Genomic DNA, 18,454 nt, shown 5'->3' with positions numbered 1-18,454 from the left:
GGTGGCTTGAAAGACAGTCGGCGAAGTGTCGCTACATAGTGGCGGTTACCGCTGAAAGCAATAAAGCCCCGTCAAGACTATTGCGATGCTCGTCCTGCACTGTGGTCAATAGGGACTCATCCCGTCTTGCGCGTTCTGATCCGACCGCAGTTGGGCACATCCATGCTCGATGTAGCATGAGCGAGCGATCCTGACCTGAAACGCAGCCAAGCCTGTCCTTGATCTCTTCTATCCCGAAGATTGGAATCGATCATTCGGAGAAGTCCGGTCCGGCACGCTCACCGATGGCTGCGAACAGACTAGCCGCATGTAAAGCAGCAGAATCGAACTGGCAGGTGGGGCAGGCGTTCTCCTGTTCTTCTGCAACGATCTCGTCGAGACCGAAACGATTGCCCGAGCACCCCCGCGGCGCCAAAGCGCGTGCTTAGGGGGACGGCCCGGTGCCCAGCATCAGAGAGCCGGGGACTTCGGTTGGCGCGTTCAGCTTCCTCCTCGACCAGCGCTTCGCCGCGAAAAGTAGCATCGTGACATTGGTGGAAAGGGGGAGGGAAGAAAGACGCCCACGGCGCTTGTGCTGAGGCAGCATCCGCACCGACCGCACCAGTGTTCCCAACCGAAAAACCCGCCACTCTTGCGGGCGAGAGCGGCGGGCTTTTTTGCAGAGTTACTCGAACTGAATACGCGTTCCCACTCACATTAGATGCGGATAATTAAGGCTGTATTAAAATGCAAAATTTGGGCATCTAAATCGATCCGAGCGCAAGATACCGCGCGCCCGGACGTTCGGGGCCTAAATTGTCGCCGTGGTCAAATCGACAAACCATCAGCCATCAGAAAATCTCTGCTTGACGTAACGTAAGGTCCCGTGTTTTTCGCCGTGCATGGAGCGACTTCCAGTCTCGGTCCAGGGCGACGAAAATGAGGGGCAGCGATGGTGGCTGGCGAACCAAACGACGTGCGCGTCAAGCGTTGCGGTGGGGATGGGTCGTTCATATTGTGGAGGACGGCAAACTGACAGTTCATCGGTTCAAGATACAGTGTCCCGCCGAGAATTTCGCCGATGGCTAACGCGCCAGGCTCGGCCTTGCTAGCAGGCCACCAATTGACGAACACTGATGTCTGGGGGAGACGTTGGATGGCTGGCGCGCCTTTTGCGCTGGCGGAAAAACACATCGGCGAAAGGCCACTTACAATGCTGCTTGCGGCTAATGACACGGCGGCCAAGATCACGAAAACCCAGGTCGTCAAGGACCTGGCCGCGGCGCTCGAAAAACAGCATGAATTTGCAAGCCGCCACCGCAAGTGACTTCAGACAGGGAGTCGAGCCGCGTGGCTGTTGGCTCAACCGTGGAGATGCCGACATTGCGTGCGATCTCACGAAAGCCCGCTGTGGCTAAAGACGCGGCGGGCCTCTCCTCGAAGCTTCATTGATCCTGAAGCTTAGGTCCACTCTTCAGCGCTGTACGAGTTACGAGGGGCGGAGAGTCTCGGCGGGTGTCACGCCCCGGAGACCAGGGCAGGAATGGACAGAACCTCGTTCGCCTCGTCAAGAATCGAGAAGGTGTAGCGGCCATCTGCGTCAAGGTCGACGGAGTAGCTCAGGCGGTCGAGTATATGGTTATCCTGGTCGAACGTAACGATCCGCGGCTTCAGCGAGGCGATATGCGCTTCGTCCAGGTAGATCGAGTTGCAGACAATGATCTGGTCGTCGGGCTGGCAGGTGCGGGCCGCCGCGCCGTTGAGGATGCAGCAGCGTGAGCCGCGTTCGCCGAGGATGACATAGGTCGAAATCCGCGCACCGGAATTCTTGTTCCATATGTCCACGAATTCCATGGGCAGGATGCCTGCTTCTTCGCAGTGGTCAGGGTCGAGCGTTATCGACCCGTGGCAGTTGAGGTTCGCTTCGGTGACGTAGATGCCGTGCAGCTTGCCGGCTACTATTTTTCGCATTGGTCTGTTGTCCTATCCATCATGAATGACTGGTGGTCCTGCCGCTCTCGGAGCAGCCAGTTATGCGGCTAAACTACGACGACGAGTGCGCCGCCGCTGAGACCAGCACCCGCTGCCGCCAGAAGGATTTTCTCGCCCGGTCGAAACGGCTCAGTCCGATGGGCCAGTGACAGGGAGAGCGGGATCGTCGCGGCGGAAGAATTGCCGTATTCGGCAATCGTCTTGACGATTGCTTGATCGGCAATGCCAAGGTTCCTCCCGACCGCATCGAAAATGCGGGCATTGGCCTGATGCGGTACGAACCTGTCGACATCCTGTGGGCGTACTCCGGCAGCGGCGAGCGCGCTTGTCGAGCAATCGGTCATCATCTCGACAGCCTTGGCGAAGACTTCCCGGCCGTCGGTCATCGTCATTCGGGTTTGCCCGAGATCCAGGCCACTTTGGAATGGGATGTTGCTTCCGCCCGCCGGGATCTGGATCAGCCGGTAGCGCGAGCCGTCCGAATCCACCGACGCACCGAGAATGCCCCGATCCGGACCCTCGCACGGACCAATCACCAGGGCGCCGGCGGCATCGGCAAACAGTACGGCGCTGGCGCGCTCGGCCGGATTGATGCGGCGGCTGAGGATGTTGGCGGCGATGACCAGGGCCGCTTTGCCGTGCAGGCGGGTGAAGCCATCCGCGAACATCAGCGCATAGATGAAGCCGGCGCAGGCGCCGGTCAGATCGACCGCGCCGGCTTGGCCGAGCCCGAGCCGGTGTGCGACCAGCGGCGCACTGGGCGGTAGGAGATGGTCGGGCGTCGAGGTGGCGAGCAACAGCAGACCAATGTCGCTGCGGTCAATGCCGGCATTCGCCAGCGCCATGTCGCCGGCACGGGCGGCCAGGCCAGACAACGTGTCTTCGTCCGTTGCCCAGAATCGCGAGCGAATTCCGGTGCGCCGCTCGATCCAGCCAAGTTCGAGCCCGAGACGGTTTTCGATTTCCGGGTTCTCGACCCTGCGCGCCGGCACATGATGACCAAACCCGAGAAGGCGCGACGATCGGCTCATGGCCTCGAACCGAAGCGTTCGCCGGCTTCTTCGATCGCGTCATAGAGTCCGTCCAACTCGTCGCCGGTGATGCAATAGGGCGGGAGAAGGTAGAGGACATTGCCGAGCGGACGAACAAGCAGGCCGCGCTCGAGGAAAAAGGCGCGCAGCTTCGGCCCGATCTCGGCCAGATAGCCCGCAGAGCCGGCGCGCAAATCGAGCGCCGCGATCGTGCCGGTCGTCCGGCTGTCGGTGAAGAACGGATTGTCGCGAAAGCGCCGAAGTCCGGCGGCCTGCATCGCGCTCAAGGCCGCGACCCGCTCGGCCACGGGCTCGTCACGCCAGATCTCGACATTGGCGAGTGCTGCCGCGCAAGCAATCGGATTGGCAGTGTAGGAACTCGAATGAAAGAAGGTCTTCTTCCGGTCTTCGGAATAGTGGGCCTGGAAGATGGCATCGGTGGCGAGCGTAGCCGCCAGCGGGATCACGCCGCCGGTCAGGCCCTTCGACGTGCACAGGATGTCCGGCGAGACGGATGCCTGCTCGCAGGCGAACATGGTTCCGGTTCGCCCCCAGCCGGTCATGACTTCGTCGGCGATCACGAGCGTGCCGGAGGCTTCGGCAATCTTCTTCAATTCGGTCAGAACCCAGGCCGCATACATCAGCATGCCGCCGGCGCCAAGAACGAGCGGCTCGACGATCAGGGCGGCGGCGCGTCGGTCGCGGCTGACGGCCTCGAACCGATCCAGCGTCTCCTGCTCGCGGCCCGCGGCCGGAAAGGGAATGGTATCGACCTCGAACAGCAGCGGCTCGTAGGCAGCGTTGAACACGCCGCGGGCGCCGACGCTCATCGTGCCGATCGTGTCGCCATGATAGCTGTGCTCCATGGCGACGATCCGCGAGCGCGGCCCGCCTATGTTGCCGAAATAGCCGAGCGCTATCTTCAACGCGACTTCGACGGAGGTCGAGCCGCTGTCGGAATAGAACACCCGGTCGAGGCCGGAAGGAGCGAGACCGACCAGCGCCTCGGCCAGGCGCTCGGCCGGCTTGTGCGTGAAGCCGGCGAAGATGATCTGGTCGAGGCTCGCCGCGGTCGCCTCGATGGCCTTCATGATGCGGGGATGGCGGTGACCATGCGTGACGACCCACCAGGAGGAAATCGCGTCCAGGATGCGCGTGCCGCCAGCCTTGTGGAGATAGGCGCCCTCCGTCAGGACGATTTCAGGGATCACCGGCTCTAGCGCGTGCTGGGTGAAGGGATGCCACACACGGGACTGCGACATCAGTGATCTCCCGTGCACGAGGCGAAGGCGAAGCCGGCAATCATTGCGTCTCGCAGCGTTTTGTCCGTCAGCGGGTCGAGATACGGCAGCCTGCCGAGCTGCGGTACACCGCCCATTTCCACGATTGTCCGTTGCGTGTCGGCCATCTCATCGCCGATGAAAGCGATGCCGGCCAGCGGGATGGAGCGCGCCCGAAGGGCCTCGATCGACAGCAGCGTGTGGTTGATTGTGCCGAGCGTGGTGCGGGCACACAAAATGACCGGCAGCCGCCACTCAGCGAAGATGTCGATGAACCTTGTGCGCCGGTTGAGCGGCACCATCAGGCCGCCCGCACCCTCGATCACGAGCGGCGCCGGCAGGACCGGAAATGAAAGATCGGCAGCCTCGATCGAGACGCCGTCGATCTCAGCTGAACGATGCGGCGACAGGGGCTTGCTCAAGCGGTAGACCTCCGGCAGCACGCGCCCTGGCGGCAGGCCGGCAAGCCGCGCAACCACCTCGCTGTCAGTCTCGTTGTCGAGACCTGATTGCACCGGTTTCCAGTAGAAGCCGTCGAGCAGGCCGGCGAGCCCAGCCGAAAACACGGTCTTGCCGATTCCGGTGTCTGTTCCGGTGATGACGATGCGTTGGGTCATGTCGCCTCCGGTCATGTTTGGGCCAACACCTCAACGAGCGCCTCGACCATGGCGGAAATGTCAGCTTCGGCTACGTTGAGCGTCAGCGAAATGCGCAGGCGCGACGTGCCCTCCGGCACGGTCGGCGGACGAATGCCGCGTATGTCGTAGCCGCGTGCCTGCAGTGCCGCCGCCACCGCCATGGTGCGCCTGACGTCGCCGATGACAAAGGGCTGGATCTGCGAGCCGCTCGGCATCACGCCGCAGCGCTCGGCCAGTTGGCGGCCCGCGAAGGCGACGCGTTCACGCAGCTGAACGCGGCGCAGCGGCTCGTCGGACAGCATGGCGAGCGCTTCGCACGCCGCGACTGCCATCAGCGGCGATGGCGCGGTGGCGTAGATGAGTGGCCGGCAACGGTTGACGAGATAATCGCACAGCGTCCTCGGCCCGGCGACGAGTGCGCCGGATGCGCCGAGCGCCTTGCCGCAAGTATGGAGCGCAATGATGTTGTCGCGGCCCTCGAAGGCGGCGGCCAGTCCCCGGCCGTCCGGTCCCCAGACGCCGGTGGCATGCGCTTCGTCGACGACGAGGAATGCCTCGTGCCGATCGGCAAGCGCGACGAGGCTCTCCATCGGCGCGCGGTCGCCATCCATGCTGTAGAGGCTTTCGACCCCGATCCAGACGCGTCCCATGCCGCCCTCGGCGCGCCAGCGCGTGATTGCCTCATCGACGGCATCGACGTCGTTGTGCTTAGCCACTACAAACTGGGCGCGTCCGGCCTGTGCGCCCTCATGCATGCTGGCATGGGCGAGTTCGTCGAGAACCAGCAGGTCGCCCTTCTGCGGCAGCGCGGTCAGGAGAGCGAAGTTGGCGATGTAGCCGCTGCCAAAGAACAGTGCGCGTTCGGCGCCGAAGAATGCCGCGGCGTCCGCCTCCAGTGCCTCGTGTTCCGGTGCATTGCCGCGCAACAGCCGCGACCCGGTGGCGCCAACCGGCGTGCCCCGCGCAATCGCAGCCGCAACCGCATCGCCAAGTCTTTTGGAGGCGGCAAGTCCGAGATAGTCGTTCGACGAGAAGTCGAGCCCGGCGCGCGGCGCAAGCGTCCGCAGGCGATCCTTGCGCGCCAGTCCACGCAAGGATGCGTCATACCGGGCAAGAAGTGCCTCGTTCATTGCGTGCCGATTTCCATCGGTTCGATGCCGAGACGCTGGAATAGCAGAGTATCCTTGTCCTCGCCGGGATTGTCCGCCGTCAGCAGCGTGTCGCCGACGAAGATCGAGTTAGCGCCGGCAAAGAAGCACAGCGCCTGCATCTCGTCGGTCATGGCGGTGCGACCGGCGGAAAGACGAACATGCGATTTCGGCATCATGATGCGCGCCAGGGCGATCACGCGCACAAATTCGATCGGCTCGATGGGCTTGGCTTCCGCCAGCGGGGTGCCGGCGATCGGGATAAGCATGTTGATCGGGACGCTTTCCGGATGTTCCGGCAGATTGGCCAGCGTGACCAGCATGTCAATCCGGTCCACCGGCTCTTCGCCCATGCCGACAATGCCGCCGCAGCAGACCTTGATGCCGCTGCCGCGGACATTGGCGAGCGTATCCAGCCGGTCGGCAAAGGTGCGCGTGCTGATGATCTCGCTGTAGTAGCGGTCCGACGTATCGATGTTGTGGTTGTAGTAGTCGAGGCCCGCCTGCTTCAGACGAGCGGTCTGCTCAAGATCGAGCATGCCGAGCGTCATGCAGGTCTCCATGCCCAGCGCCTTGACGCCCTCGACCATCGCCACCACCGCATCCATGTCGCGCGCCTTGGGGTTTCGCCAGGCGGCGCCCATGCAATAGCGCGTGGCGCCGGCATCGCGCGCCTTGGTCGCCTCGGCGATGACGCGCCGGACCTCCATCAGCTTCGACGCCTTCAACCCGCTTTCGTGATGCGCCGACTGGCTGCAATAGCCGCAATCCTCCGGGCATCCACCTGTTTTGATGCTAAGAAGCCGGCTCAGCTGGACCTTGTTGGGATCGAAATTCTGGCGGTGAACGGTTTGCGCCAGGAACAGAAGATTGTTGAAGGTGCGTCGTGCAGCGCCTGCGCCTTTTCTAGGGTCCACATCCCACAATCATTGGATTGCGCCTGTGGCATTGTCTTCGTCGAGTTCGATGCGTGCATCTCTTCCTGTTCCTTGGGGGTTCCGGCCTTTACGGCTTCTTTCCTGGCCGATTGACAGGGATCGGAAACTCTATCAGCCCGCTGCCGTCCGTTCGTCGTGCGATCATGAGCTCCGATAGTCGAGGCCAATATCCAGGATCGGCGCGCTGTGGGTCAGCCAGCCAATTGAGATCAGATCGACACCGGTCGCGGCGATGGCGGGCGCGGTCACGGCGGTGATGCTGCCCGACGCTTCAGTGATCGCCCGGCCCGCAACCATACCCACCGCCTGGCGCAATTCGTCGACCGACATGTTGTCGAGCAGGACGGCGTCGGGAGCGAACCCTAGGACCTCCTCCAACTGGGCTAGGGTATCGACCTCGACTTCGATCTTGACCAGATGGCCGGCGCTGTTTCGTGCCCGCTCGAGCGCCGGGCGTATTCCGCCGGCGATGGCGATGTGGTTGTCCTTGATCAGGATGGCGTCGTCGAGGCCGAAGCGGTGATTGGACCCCCCACCTGCGCGCACGGCGTATTTTTCCAGCGCCCGCAATCCGGGCGTCGTCTTGCGCGTGCAGACGATCTTCGCATCGTGCCCGCGGACCGCATCTACGATCGATGCTGTCGCCGTGGCGATGCCGCTCAGATGGCACAGAAAATTGAGTGCCGTCCGTTCCGCGGTGAGAATGGTCCGGGCGGGACCGCTCACCGTTGCAATGATCTCTCCTTGCGAGACTTCGCTGCCGTCTGCTCGCTTAACGGTCAATTCGACGTTCTGGTCGATGAGCCGGAAGGCGAGCATCGCCAGATCGAGCCCAGCGACAGTTCCGGCCTGGCGCACCGAAAGCACGGTCGTCGCGTGATGGTTCTTCGGCACGATGGCGTCGGTCGTCAGATCACCCGCCCGGCCGAGATCTTCCAGAAGTGCTGCCCGCACCAGGGGCTCAAGCATGATTGCGGGAAGCGGCGAGAGGTTCATTGCTCGACGTCTTCAAGCGTTGGAGAACATGGGAATTCCTCGGCTTTCGTCAAGGCTTCTTCCAGCGTGAGCCTGGAGCGGCGCGCGATGTCAGCACGATAAGGAAAGTCCGTGCGGTGGTGAGCGCCGCGGCTTTCTTCGCGCAGGAAGGCCGCAACCGCGATCAGCAGTCCCACTACCGCGGGATCGGACGCCGCATCGTGGCGTTTGGCCAGCGGAAGCAATGTGCTCACGGCCTCGCGCAACATCTCGCCATTGCGCTTCACGCCAAGGCTGCGTGAGAGGAGAGGGCGCAAGGAGAGTGGATCGGGCGCCGGATTTCCCGTGCCGTCAATCTTGTTCTGACGCCGAGGGGAGATCCCGCCACGCTTTCAGCGACCCAGTGCGCGCATACAATCGCCTCGGTCAGCGAGTTGCTGGCAAGCCTGTTGGCGCCGTGCAGTCCGGTCGAGGCGACTTCGCCGCAAGCCCACAGTCCGGCAACGGAGGTACGTCCGTCCCGGTCCACCGCGACGCCGCCCATGTGATAGTGCTGGGCCGGCCGTATCGGAATGAGGTCTTGCGCCGGGTCGATGCCTGCGCCCCGGCAGGCCGAGGCGATCGTCGGAAACTGCCGCGCGAATGTCGGGCCGGGCTTTTCTCGTCCATCCAGAAAGACGCGGTGGCCGTTCGAAAGATGCGTCCAGATGGCGCGCGCCACGACGTCGCGCGGCGCGAGTTCCGCGTCCTGCAAATATTCGAGGAAGCGCTGGCCGGTTTCGTCGACAATCGTTGCGCCTTCACCGCGAACCGCTTCGCTGATCAGCGGCATCGGGCGAGCCGGCCCATCAAGCGCGGTCGGGTGGAACTGGATGAACTCGAGGTCGGCAAGGACAGCACCGGCGCGCGCCGCAAGTGCCAGCCCCTGTCCGGAGCTGCCTAGCGGGTTTGTCGAGTCGTGAAACAGCCCGCCAATCCCGCCGGTCGCGAGGACGACCCGTCCCGTACCCAGGAACACAGGACTAGTCGAACAGCTTGCCCAAACGCCCGTGACCTTGTTGTCCTCCACCGCCAGCCGCCGCGCCTCCACACCCTCGACCATCACAATCGACGGAGCAGAACGCACGGCTTCGACCAGCGCGCGCATGATCTCCTGTCCACTGCCGTCGCCGTCAGCATGAACGATGCGCCGGCGACCGTGCGCGGCCTCCAATCCAAGGCGCAGTGCTCCTTCAGGCGTCCGATCGAAGCGGACCCCAAGGGTCGACAGGTTCTCAATCGCGCTAGGGGCCGCATGAAGGATGCGGGTTGCGATTTCTGCGTCGCAGAGCCCGGCGCCAGCGGCGAGCGTATCGGCCAGATGCAGCATTGGGTTGTCGTCATCGCCGAGGCTGGCAGCCAGGCCGCCCTGTGCCCACGCACTCGATGCTTCTGATCCGAGCGGCGTCCTGGACAAAACAAGCACGGGTTCTGGCGCCAGATGAAGCGCGGTCAATAATCCGGCAATGCCGCCGCCAATTATGATGGGCCGGCCAAAGAAGCTGCGGACATCCGCGCTCATACGGCGAGCATCCGCTCGACGGCCAGCCGCGCGCGGCCGGCGATCTCGGGTGAGATGGTCACGACATGGCGGTTCTGCTCGAGCGCGGCGCGGATATTGGCGAGCGTTATCCGCTTCATATGGGGGCACAAATTGCAGGGCCGGATGAACTCGAGTTCCGGATGCTGGAGCGCGACATTGTCGCTCATCGAGCATTCCGTCAGCAGCACGACGCGCGGCGGCTTTTGCCTTTCGACATAGTCGGACATGGCAGCGGTCGACCCGGAAAAATCGGCTACGGCCACCACGTCAGGCGGGCATTCGGGATGCGCGAGCACCGTTACGCCCGGATGAGTTTCACGCAACTCGCGGATGTCGGCAGGCGTGAAGCGCTCATGCACTTCGCAATGCCCTTTCCAGGCGATGATCTGCACGTCGGTCTGGGCGGCGATGTTCTGGGCCAGATACTCGTCCGGCAGCATGATCACCCGGGGAACGCCCAGCGACTCCACAACGGCCTTCGCATTGCCCGAGGTACAGCAGATATCGGACTCGGCCTTCACTGCGGCCGACGTGTTGACGTAGGTAACGACCGGCACGCCGGGATAGCGTTGCCGCAGCAGCCGGATGTCCTCGGCGGCAATCGAGTCCGCCAGCGAGCAGCCGGCCGCAAGATCGGGAATCAGCACCGTCTTTTGCGGATTGAGCAGCTTTGCCGTCTCGGCCATGAAATGCACGCCGGCCAGCACAATGACATCCGCTTCAACCGTCATTGCCTTGCGGGCGAGCGCCAGGCTGTCGCCGACGATGTCGGCGACACAGTGGAAGATCTCCGGTGTCTGATAATTGTGCGCCAGGACGACCGCATTGCGCTCGCGCTTCAGCGCGAGGATGGCGTCTATGTCGTCGCTGAACGCCGGCCATTCGATCGGGGGGATTACGCGCCGAACGCGGTCGTACAGGGACGCGCCCGAAGGTAGCATCGCGCTCATCGAGCTCTCCGGTTATACCTACCTGAATATAAGGCGCATATATTCGTAGTGAGTATAAGCGGTCAACCCCGCGCGAGCGGCAATTTTGCCCCGGCGAGCTCCCCCTCTTCGAGCACGGCGTGGCGGAAGCGATAAAGCTTCGCCGGCCGGCCCCCTGTCTCCGCGCTAGTTTCGCCAGTTTCTTCGACCAGTTCGTGCTGCTCGATGAGGCGACGAAAGTTCGGCTTGTGGACGAGCCTGCCGGCAAGCGCCTCCACGGTGCGCTGCAGCTGATGAAGCGTAAAAGCCGGCGGCATCAGTTCGAAGACGACCGGCCGGTACTTGATCTTGGAGCGCAGCCGCGCAATGCCCGTTGCGAGGATGCGACGATGATCGGAAACCATGGGCTTGCCGCGAACCGGCAGGGGGAGGACCGAACCGCGCACCGCCTCTTCCACAAGGGCTGCTTCATAAAGCAGCTCGTAGCGCTTGAGTGCGAGATCCTCGTTCCACGGGCGTTCGTCGAAGCCGAAGGCGATTGCCGCGCCTTCCGCGCTCGAGGCGCGTCGCGTTGTCGTCCGCGCTCTCCGCCCACTCGCTCAGGCGAGGCCGCAGGACGTCCGACACCATCGGTGGAGTTCCGGCACGGTGATCCTCCCATGGAAAATAGTCGTACCAGCTTCGCCAGCCGGACCTGGACGGAGCGGTCGCATGTTCCTTACGGGTGAGTGCGAGATAGCTGATGGAGATGACTCGCCGCTCAAGCTCGGTGCCGGCTCGGTCCCGATCGGCAAAGGTGTAGAGCTGCTCGATATATCCCAGTGGGTGGCCGGTCTGTTCCTCGACCCACGTTCTCAAACCGGACTGCAGCGATCGGTGCTCGAGCGCAAGCGGGCCGGAGGGCAAAGTGTCAGTCTGTCCGATGGTGAGGACACACGGTTCATTCTCGTTCACCGCGACGACGACCGCGGTCAGGTCGACCTTAGCCGTGTCGGCCTTGGCTCTGCGCCCGCCTTTTGTAGTCCCTTTTGCGCGATCGCTCATGATCTCTGATGTGCTTGGGTAAGCCAAGAAGTAGCTGAACCGATTGAATTTTGTTCTCACCAATAACCGTCAGCGCGTCAACTCACGTGCGTGGCAAATTAGTTCTTCGCACCTGCACAAAAATATGCCACACGCGACACCGCACGATTGTTGACGCAAGGGAAGGAGCCCTCTTTGAGTGTGGTTGCTGATACAAGGGCGGTAACGCCGCCGGATATTCGTGCGCGAAAGGGTGGGACGCCGATCGTCTGCCTTACCGCCTACACGACCCCGGTTGCCCGACTGGTCGATCCCCGTTGTTGCGATGTGGTGCTGGGCGCGGCTGTATTCGCTCCCGCGCAGCCGAACTGAAGTGGATCGCTGCTTCTCGGCTCTCGCCGTTCCATCCTCGAAAACTCTTGGCTCGTTGCCACTGGGCTGGTGAGGGAAGAAGTCGTTGCTGTGGGCCAGCGTAGTCCAGTTATGCTCCTCCTGCCAGCGCTAACACGGCGAGGGGTCGCGGACCCGCACTGTTCTAAAGGGGTCAATGATGGGGAACATAAGACGTCGAGTGCTCGGCTTTGCGAGCGGGGCCCGTCGGTCGCTCGATCAAAAGCGTCAATTGAGGTGGAAGCTCTCCCTCGTGCAGGAGGAGGACCCTTTCGTCTAGGTGCCTATCCTCTGTCGTGAGGCGATGGTTGAGGCGAAGGTAGTCGGTCCAGGTCGGCGTGCGGAATGTCTCTGTCCACTGCATAGGCTTCTGAAGGTTGCGCTGGAGAGTCCAGTGTCGAGCACCGACGCGGCTGTGTACATGCCGCCGCTCGCGCATGAGGTCCAGGAAAGCATCGACGTTTTCGGCGGGTATCAGATATTCGACTTTGACGACGATGGGACCGCTTCTTGGCTTGAGATTGAGGGCGACTGCCGGGGTGTCGAATTGCTCTAGAGGATCGGGCTCGGAGTCGTGGCGCTCGCGAAGAGGAAACAGGACGCCGGCCGCAGCGACGAGCAACAGAGCACCAGCAGAACCCTCCAGCGCCCAGGCCAGGGAATGGTTCTGGGCCACCGTGCCCCACACCCAACTGCCAGCCGCGATGCCGCCGTCTATCAACGCATAATAGATCGAGATGGTGCGCCCCACGACCCAGCGCGGGCTTGCCAGCTGCACGCTCACGCCAACCCCGGACCAGGCCGTGACCCAACCCGCGCCGCCCAAAGCGAGCGCGATTGCCGCCACTGCAATCGAGGAGGTCAATGCAAGGGAGAGGGAGCACGCCGCGCAGGCGATGCAGGCGAGCGTCATCAGCCGTTCTTGAGACAAACGCCTTCTGAATACGCCGTTGGAGACGCCGGCGAAGACAGCGCCTGTCCCGAAGCCGGCCATGAGGGCGCCATAGGCCAGCGGTCCTCCTCCCAGCTGATCCCGGACGACCAGGGGCAGCAGCGCGAGTATGCCGATGCCCGCCAAGCCAAAGAGGGTTCCGCGAGCGATCGCCGTCTTGATTTCCGAAGACATCGCCGTGAAGCGCAGCCCGTCATAGATCGCCGTGCTCATCGGCTCACGCGGCAGAGGCGAAGAACGAACCTTCCATTTGCAGCGCCATATGGTCCCCAGAGGTACCAGATATGTGAGTGTGGTCACGGCGAGAGCCGTCACAAGCCCGAACGAGGCAACCAGGATGCCGCCGAGCGCCGGGCCCACGGTCCGGACAGTGTTGAAGCCGACGGAGAGGAGGGTGACGGCAGCGGGAACATCGCGTCGGTCTACCATATCGCCAACCGAGGCTTGCCATGCGGGATCGTTGATGGCACCGCCACATGCGATCAAGAAGCTGAAGCCGAGGATCATCCAAGGGTCTACAAAGCCCAGCGCTACAGAGGTGGCCAGCATCGCAGATGCTATGACCATAATGCACCGGCCGGCGAACATGACCTTGCGGCGGTTGAAATTGTCGGCGATGGCCCCGACGAAGACAGAAAGAATGAAGGCGGGCAGCGTCGATGACGCCGGTACCAGCGCGACCATAAGATCGGAAGTCGAGATCGTCGCCATCAGCCAGCTGATGGCAACAGTCTGCATCAACCAGCCCAGGCTGGAAACCTGCGTGGCGAGCCAGATCGAACGAAAGGTCGGATTCCTGAGCGGCGCAAAAGCCGTTCGCGAACCTGGGTCCTCGTCTGCGCCCTCCGCCCCGTTCATTCGGCAGCGTTCGCCTCCGTCTAATGGTTCGCACAGGCTCGCTTGCGCGGAGGTCGAAGCATGCATCCTCGCGCAAGTGCAGACGGTTTCATGCAGTTAAGTGTACTTGCCGGACCAGAGTTCGAAACGCCGCAGGTACGCAGCTTGCTGCAGGCTAGCAACTTCATTCAATCAAGGATCAATCATGTAGCAGCTTGCGTCAAATGCAGTTTCCATATTGTCGCCATCTAGCACCGAGATGACTGCAGGCTTCCTGCCGTAAGGCGGCCGCGCGCGGACCTGCACGGTGTCCATCCCTTCTTGCGCCAGGAGTAGAAGGTTACGTCGTGACTCCCCACCTGCGGCACAGATTCGGTGCCGACGGTATGCAAGGAGGCGGACCCAACAAGCAGGAGAGACCCTGACAGTTGCCTGACATCGCTTGCATGCTGTCCTAGCCGCCGCGCGATCTCATTCACTCCGACGGCCTTTCACTCGCGCCAACGACCATCAGCAGATTTAAGGCGCGTTGCACTTTGTTAACCCACGGGCTCGGTCACGGCCGCTCGGGGGATATTTGACAGACTTCATGGATGACTCCTCCGCTCCACTTGACAAGTGTTCACACCCCTGTCAGCTTCTAAACGTAATTGCAACACCATTGCATTATTTGCAACACGGACGAGGTTTAGATGTCCCGAGGTGAACCGCTGCGGCTAGAGCGACTTTGTAAGCAATACGGCACCGTCCGAGCCGTTAGTGATATTTCGGTCCAGATCGAGGCTGGCGAGTTTGTCTCGTTTCTTGGCCCAAGCGGATCCGGGAAAACGACAACGTTGATGATGGTTGCGGGTTTTGAAACGCCAAGCGCCGGCCAAATTTTTGTCGGTGCTCGACCAATAACGAGGCTACCAGTCCACAGGCGCAACATCGGAGTTGTATTCCAGAACTACGCGCTATTTCCTCATCTCTCCGTTTTCGAGAACGTGGCGTTTGCGTTGAAGATGCGCGGAATATCCGGCTACGACATTCGAGCCGGTGTCGCCGCGGCACTCGATCTTGTTCAGCTCGGTGAATATGGGGGCCGCATGCCTCACGAGCTGTCCGGCGGTCAACAGCAGCGGGTTGCACTGGCGCGTGCGCTTGTGTTCCGCCCAGGTGTAATTCTAATGGATGAACCGCTTGGTGCGCTTGATAAGCAACTTCGAGAGCACATGCAGCTCGAACTGAAGCGCCTACAAAAATCTCTTGGAACAACAATGGTGTTCGTCACCCACGACCAGAGTGAAGCGCTCACCATGTCCGACCGAATCGTGGTGATGAATGAGGGCAAGGTCGAACAGATTGGTACGCCGGAAGAGATATATGAGACGCCGGAAACCCGCTTTGTTGCGAGCTTCATTGGCGAATCGAACTTCCTCGACGCTCGTCTTGTTGGAAAGACAGATCACGGTCCCCTCCTCGATGTCGCTGGCCTGCAGGTTCGAGCGACATGGCAGGGAGCCGAGGACCAGGTGATGGGACCCGTGAGCCTCATGGTCCGACCCGAGAAGATCGTCCCTCTCGCAGCAGGCGCGTGCGCTGACAACGAATTCGAGGGTGTGATCCAAGAGTCTATTTACCGCGGAAACATCGTCAAGTGCCAAGTACGCCTACGTGCGGCCCTTTCCGTAGTTCTCACTGTAGCCGTAGCTTATCGCGCCTCCTCTCCACGGTTCAAAGTCGGTGAGAAAGTGCGAATTGGCTGGGACGCGCGGGATGGACGCCTTCTTTCTGTGAAGGCGAACGGCCCGAGACAAGGTGTACCCGACCATCTCGAAGCTGAGGCGGCTTCGTTGCACGTGACCTCGGCCGCAGATCGCATTCCGATATGGTCTTCATAAGGGAGAGAGCTCATGAGGCGCTACATTAACTCCAGTCGGCCGACGCGACGTCAGGCCCTAATAGGACTCAGCGGAGCGGCGCTGGTGCTTGGCGCCCCAAGCATTTTGCGAGCGCAAGAGTCGACCCTGGTGGTCGTTTCCGGTGGCGGATCGTATGAGGAGGCGTTCCGCAAAGCCGTAGTTGATCCCTTCCAGAGTGAGACAGGCATCAAGGTGACTTATGTGTCTCCGGCTGACGCGGCGAAGCTTAAGGCGCAAGTCGATAGCAGCAATGTGCAATGGGATGTGGTGGAGATATCCGGCCCTGCGTTTAGATCAGATGCAGACAAGTATGTCGAAGAAATCGATTATGGGGCATTCGATAAGGAAACGTTGGATAACCTTGTTCCTGAGGCAAAGACAAAATATGCCGTGGGCTCGTACGTGTTCAGCACCGTGATGGCATTCTCCACGGCCGATTACCCGGCCGACAAGCCGCGCCCCCGCTCATGGACTGAGTTCTGGGACGTCAGCGCGTTTCCGGGGCCTCGCTCCCTCAGAGAACGGACGGTCGAATTTGCGTTGCTGGCAGCCGGAGTTCCGAAGGACAAGCTGTACCCAATCGACTTCGACCAGGCATTCGCGTCTCTCGATCGCATCAAACCGCACATAACGAAATTCTGGAGCGTGGGCGCCGAACCAGGTCAGCTCCTATCGGATCGTCAGGTTGCGATGTCCTCGGCATGGAATGGCCGAATGCAAATCCTTAAGGAGCAGGGCGCTGGCGTTGATTACCTGTGGAACGAAGGGATGCTTAGCCCGCTGCATTGGGTCGTTCCGAAGGGCACGAAAAACCGGGCTGCGGCCATGCGGTTTGTCGCCTACCAGGCTTCCGCGCAGGCGCAAGCTCGTCTCAACAATCTCATCTTTTATGGTCCGCTCAATCGGGCTGCCTTTAATTACATTGAGCCCAGTGTGGCCGCCAAACTGCCGACCGCGCCCGAGAACATTGACAAGCAATTCTTCTACGATCCGGCCTACTGGGAAGCCCAATCCTCCTCGGGCAAAACTAATACCGAAGTGCTCGTGGAGCGCTGGACCCAATGGGTGGCCAGCTAATGGCCACTTTATACCAGACCGTCAGAGCGGCCATCGCGTGGCCCCTACACAATCGCGAAGCCACGCTCTTGCTTGCTCCAATGGCACTTCTGCTCGGGATCTTCTTTTTCGTCCCGCTCGCTGGTCTCCTCTCTCTCAGTCTGTTCGATCCTGGACCGACGCTCGCACACTTCCAAGAGTTCTTGGGTGATCGAACGAACTGGATCATCCTCAGTCACACCTTCGAGCTGGCAATAACAGTTACGCTGCTTTGCCTTCTAATGGGGTATCCACTCGCCTTCTGGATCGTTGCGGCCCGCACCTGGGTCGCCAGAGCGCTATTGCTTGCAGTAGTGTTGCCGTTCTTTACGAGCTACCTCGTGCGTACCTATGCATGGATGGTGATCCTTGGGCGCTTTGGCGTTATTAACCAACTTCTAATGGACTTCGGCATCACCGAACGACCTATCGACCTGATCTACAATAAGTTCAGTGTGCTCATAGCGATGGTCTATATCCTCATGCCGTTTACGGTTTTGGTGCTCATCAGCGTAATGAGAGGGATTCCATCCAGTCTGACTCGCGCTGCCGCCTCCCTCGGAGCCTCTGCGCCCCAGAATTTTTGGCGCGTGTTCTTTCCTTTGAGCTTACCGGGCGTGATCGCGGCCGGGCTGCTGGTCTTTGTGTTCGCTCTGGGGTTCTACATCACTCCCGCGCTGCTCGGCGGCCCGAACACAATCCTATTGCCGATGCAAATCGACATTTATGCAAACGTGACGCTGAATTGGCCACTCGCAGCCGCTGCCGCTACCGTGCTGCTCTCGATCACGCTGGTGGTCTATACAATTTCCAATCATTTCGTCGGTATCGATAGCTTGCTCGGATCTCAGCACGGGGCTGCCCAATCGGCTGGCACACCCGTTCGTCGTTCAACCACCGCTTACGTCCAACTTGTTGACCTCGCTACGGCCCTGGTGCGGGCGGTCGCTCACAGCCTTCGGGTTCCGGCCGGATTCGCCATAGGTTGTGAGCGTGCGGCTCTTGGTGGCAAGCTGCTACGCGGCTTCAGTCTGCTCGTTGCTGTGTTTCTGGTCAGTCCCATCCTGATCATTGTTCCGATCTCATTCAGTTCCTCGCGCTTCCTCGATTTCCCGCCCCCCGGCCTGTCGCTGCAATGGTATGAGGCATATTTTACAAGCCGCGCGTGGGTCTCCGCCACGCTGCAAAGTTTGGGCATTGCAACAGCTACCGCATTTGCAAGCCTTGCCATCGGGTCAGCGGCTGCGATGGCGCTCGTGCGCGGCAGTCCGCGGATGCGCCGTGTCGGATACCAGCTCTTGCTTGCACCGATGATCGTGCCGGTAATCGTCAGTGCGGTTGCCCTCTACTTCCTCTTTGCACGGTTGCAGCTCGTCAACACGAATCTCGCTCTGGTGATCGCACATACGATCGGCGCCGTTCCCTTAGTCGTGCTGATTGTCGCCGCAAGCCTACAGGCCCTGAACGTCCGCCTAGAGCACGCCGCCGCGAGTTTGGGGGCCTCGCGGATCGTCACGATTTGGAAAATCGTACTCCCGCTCATGCGTCCTGCGTTAATCGTCGCCGGATTCTTTGCCTTCCTGCATTCCTTCGATGAGTTGGTGCTGTCACTCTTCGTGAGCGGGCCGGACACTACCACCTTACCGATAAAGATGTGGTCGGGAATTCGGGAAGAGATCACGCCTACAATCGCTGCCGTTTCAAGTCTGCTGATCGCGTTGACAGTCGTTATGTATGCCGGCGTAGAGGTGGTCCGCCAGA

General features: G+C 61.4%; 12 protein-coding genes and 4 pseudogenes. 5 read left to right on the top strand and 11 right to left on the bottom strand.

Going from position 1 to position 18,454, the window contains the following annotated elements; all coding sequences use genetic code 11:
• Positions 1-1,135: 1,135 nt before the first annotated feature.
• Positions 1,136-1,306, top strand: coding sequence for a hypothetical protein (locus EN869_RS34705; RefSeq protein ID WP_167498768.1), 171 nt, complete (start codon positions 1,136-1,138; stop codon positions 1,304-1,306).
• A gap of 191 nt (positions 1,307-1,497) precedes the next feature.
• Here the strand turns inward: EN869_RS34705 and panD are convergent, their stop codons facing one another.
• The 10 genes and pseudogenes from panD to EN869_RS33320 form a co-directional block, all read right to left on the bottom strand.
• Positions 1,498-1,950 (bottom strand): aspartate 1-decarboxylase, encoded by a 453-nt coding sequence (gene panD / locus EN869_RS33365; protein WP_126101870.1) that lies wholly within the window; start codon positions 1,948-1,950, stop codon positions 1,498-1,500.
• Positions 1,951-2,018: 68 nt separating this feature from the next.
• A complete protein-coding gene (locus EN869_RS33360; protein WP_126101869.1) occupies positions 2,019-3,002 on the bottom strand; it encodes a beta-ketoacyl-ACP synthase III in 984 nt (327 codons plus the stop codon).
• Positions 2,999-4,264 carry an adenosylmethionine--8-amino-7-oxononanoate transaminase gene (locus EN869_RS33355; protein WP_126101868.1) on the bottom strand — a complete coding sequence of 422 codons (1,266 nt, stop codon included), beginning with the start codon at positions 4,262-4,264 and terminating at the stop codon, positions 2,999-3,001. The genes EN869_RS33360 and EN869_RS33355 overlap by 4 nt, the downstream gene beginning before the upstream one ends.
• Entirely contained in the window at positions 4,264-4,899 is a 636-nt protein-coding gene (bioD, locus tag EN869_RS33350; RefSeq protein WP_126101867.1) for a dethiobiotin synthase, read from the bottom strand. Before bioD ends, EN869_RS33355 begins: the two co-directional genes overlap by 1 nt.
• A gap of 11 nt (positions 4,900-4,910) precedes the next feature.
• Positions 4,911-6,050 carry an 8-amino-7-oxononanoate synthase gene (locus tag EN869_RS33345; RefSeq protein ID WP_126101866.1) on the bottom strand — a complete coding sequence of 380 codons (1,140 nt, stop codon included), beginning with the start codon at positions 6,048-6,050 and terminating at the stop codon, positions 4,911-4,913.
• A pseudogene (gene bioB / locus EN869_RS33340) lies at positions 6,047-6,987 on the bottom strand (biotin synthase BioB). Before bioB ends, EN869_RS33345 begins: the two are co-directional and overlap by 4 nt.
• A gap of 160 nt (positions 6,988-7,147) precedes the next feature.
• Complete coding sequence (gene nadC / locus EN869_RS33335; RefSeq protein ID WP_126101865.1) at positions 7,148-8,002, bottom strand: carboxylating nicotinate-nucleotide diphosphorylase; 855 nt, start codon at positions 8,000-8,002, stop codon at positions 7,148-7,150.
• Positions 7,999-9,542, bottom strand: a pseudogene (locus tag EN869_RS33330) (L-aspartate oxidase). Before EN869_RS33330 ends, nadC begins: the two are co-directional and overlap by 4 nt.
• Positions 9,539-10,513: a quinolinate synthase NadA gene (gene nadA / locus EN869_RS33325; protein ID WP_126101864.1), complete on the bottom strand. Its 975-nt coding sequence runs from the start codon at positions 10,511-10,513 to the stop codon at positions 9,539-9,541. Before nadA ends, EN869_RS33330 begins: the two are co-directional and overlap by 4 nt.
• Positions 10,514-10,575: 62 nt before the next feature.
• Positions 10,576-11,536: pseudogene (locus EN869_RS33320) on the bottom strand (hypothetical protein).
• A 174-nt stretch (positions 11,537-11,710) separates the two neighbouring features.
• Between EN869_RS33320 and EN869_RS35375 the strand changes: the two are divergent.
• Positions 11,711-11,863 (top strand): annotated as a pseudogene (locus EN869_RS35375) (3-methyl-2-oxobutanoate hydroxymethyltransferase); the annotation flags it as partial.
• A 196-nt stretch (positions 11,864-12,059) separates the two neighbouring features.
• On the opposite strand, the gene EN869_RS33310 reads toward EN869_RS35375, so the two are convergent.
• Positions 12,060-13,715, bottom strand: a complete 1,656-nt coding sequence (locus EN869_RS33310) for an MFS transporter (protein ID WP_126101863.1) — start codon at positions 13,713-13,715, stop codon at positions 12,060-12,062.
• Between the two features lie 671 nt (positions 13,716-14,386).
• On the opposite strand from EN869_RS33310, the gene EN869_RS33305 reads away from it, so the two are divergent.
• The 3 genes from EN869_RS33305 to EN869_RS33295 all read left to right on the top strand — a co-directional run.
• The gene (locus EN869_RS33305) at positions 14,387-15,577 is read left to right on the top strand and encodes an ABC transporter ATP-binding protein (RefSeq protein ID WP_126101862.1); all 1,191 of its coding nucleotides are present in this window, start codon (positions 14,387-14,389) and stop codon (positions 15,575-15,577) included.
• A gap of 12 nt (positions 15,578-15,589) precedes the next feature.
• Positions 15,590-16,675: an ABC transporter substrate-binding protein gene (locus tag EN869_RS33300; protein WP_127230879.1), complete on the top strand. Its 1,086-nt coding sequence runs from the start codon at positions 15,590-15,592 to the stop codon at positions 16,673-16,675.
• An 80-nt stretch (positions 16,676-16,755) separates the two neighbouring features.
• A partial coding sequence (locus tag EN869_RS33295; RefSeq protein WP_167507135.1) for an ABC transporter permease subunit occupies positions 16,756-18,454 on the top strand: 1,699 nt, incomplete at its 3' end.

The sequence above is a fragment of the Mesorhizobium sp. M2D.F.Ca.ET.226.01.1.1 genome, assembly GCF_004022705.2.
Taxonomy (GTDB): Bacteria; Pseudomonadota; Alphaproteobacteria; order Rhizobiales; family Rhizobiaceae; genus Mesorhizobium.
This window is presented reverse-complemented; position numbering and strand designations above follow the sequence as displayed.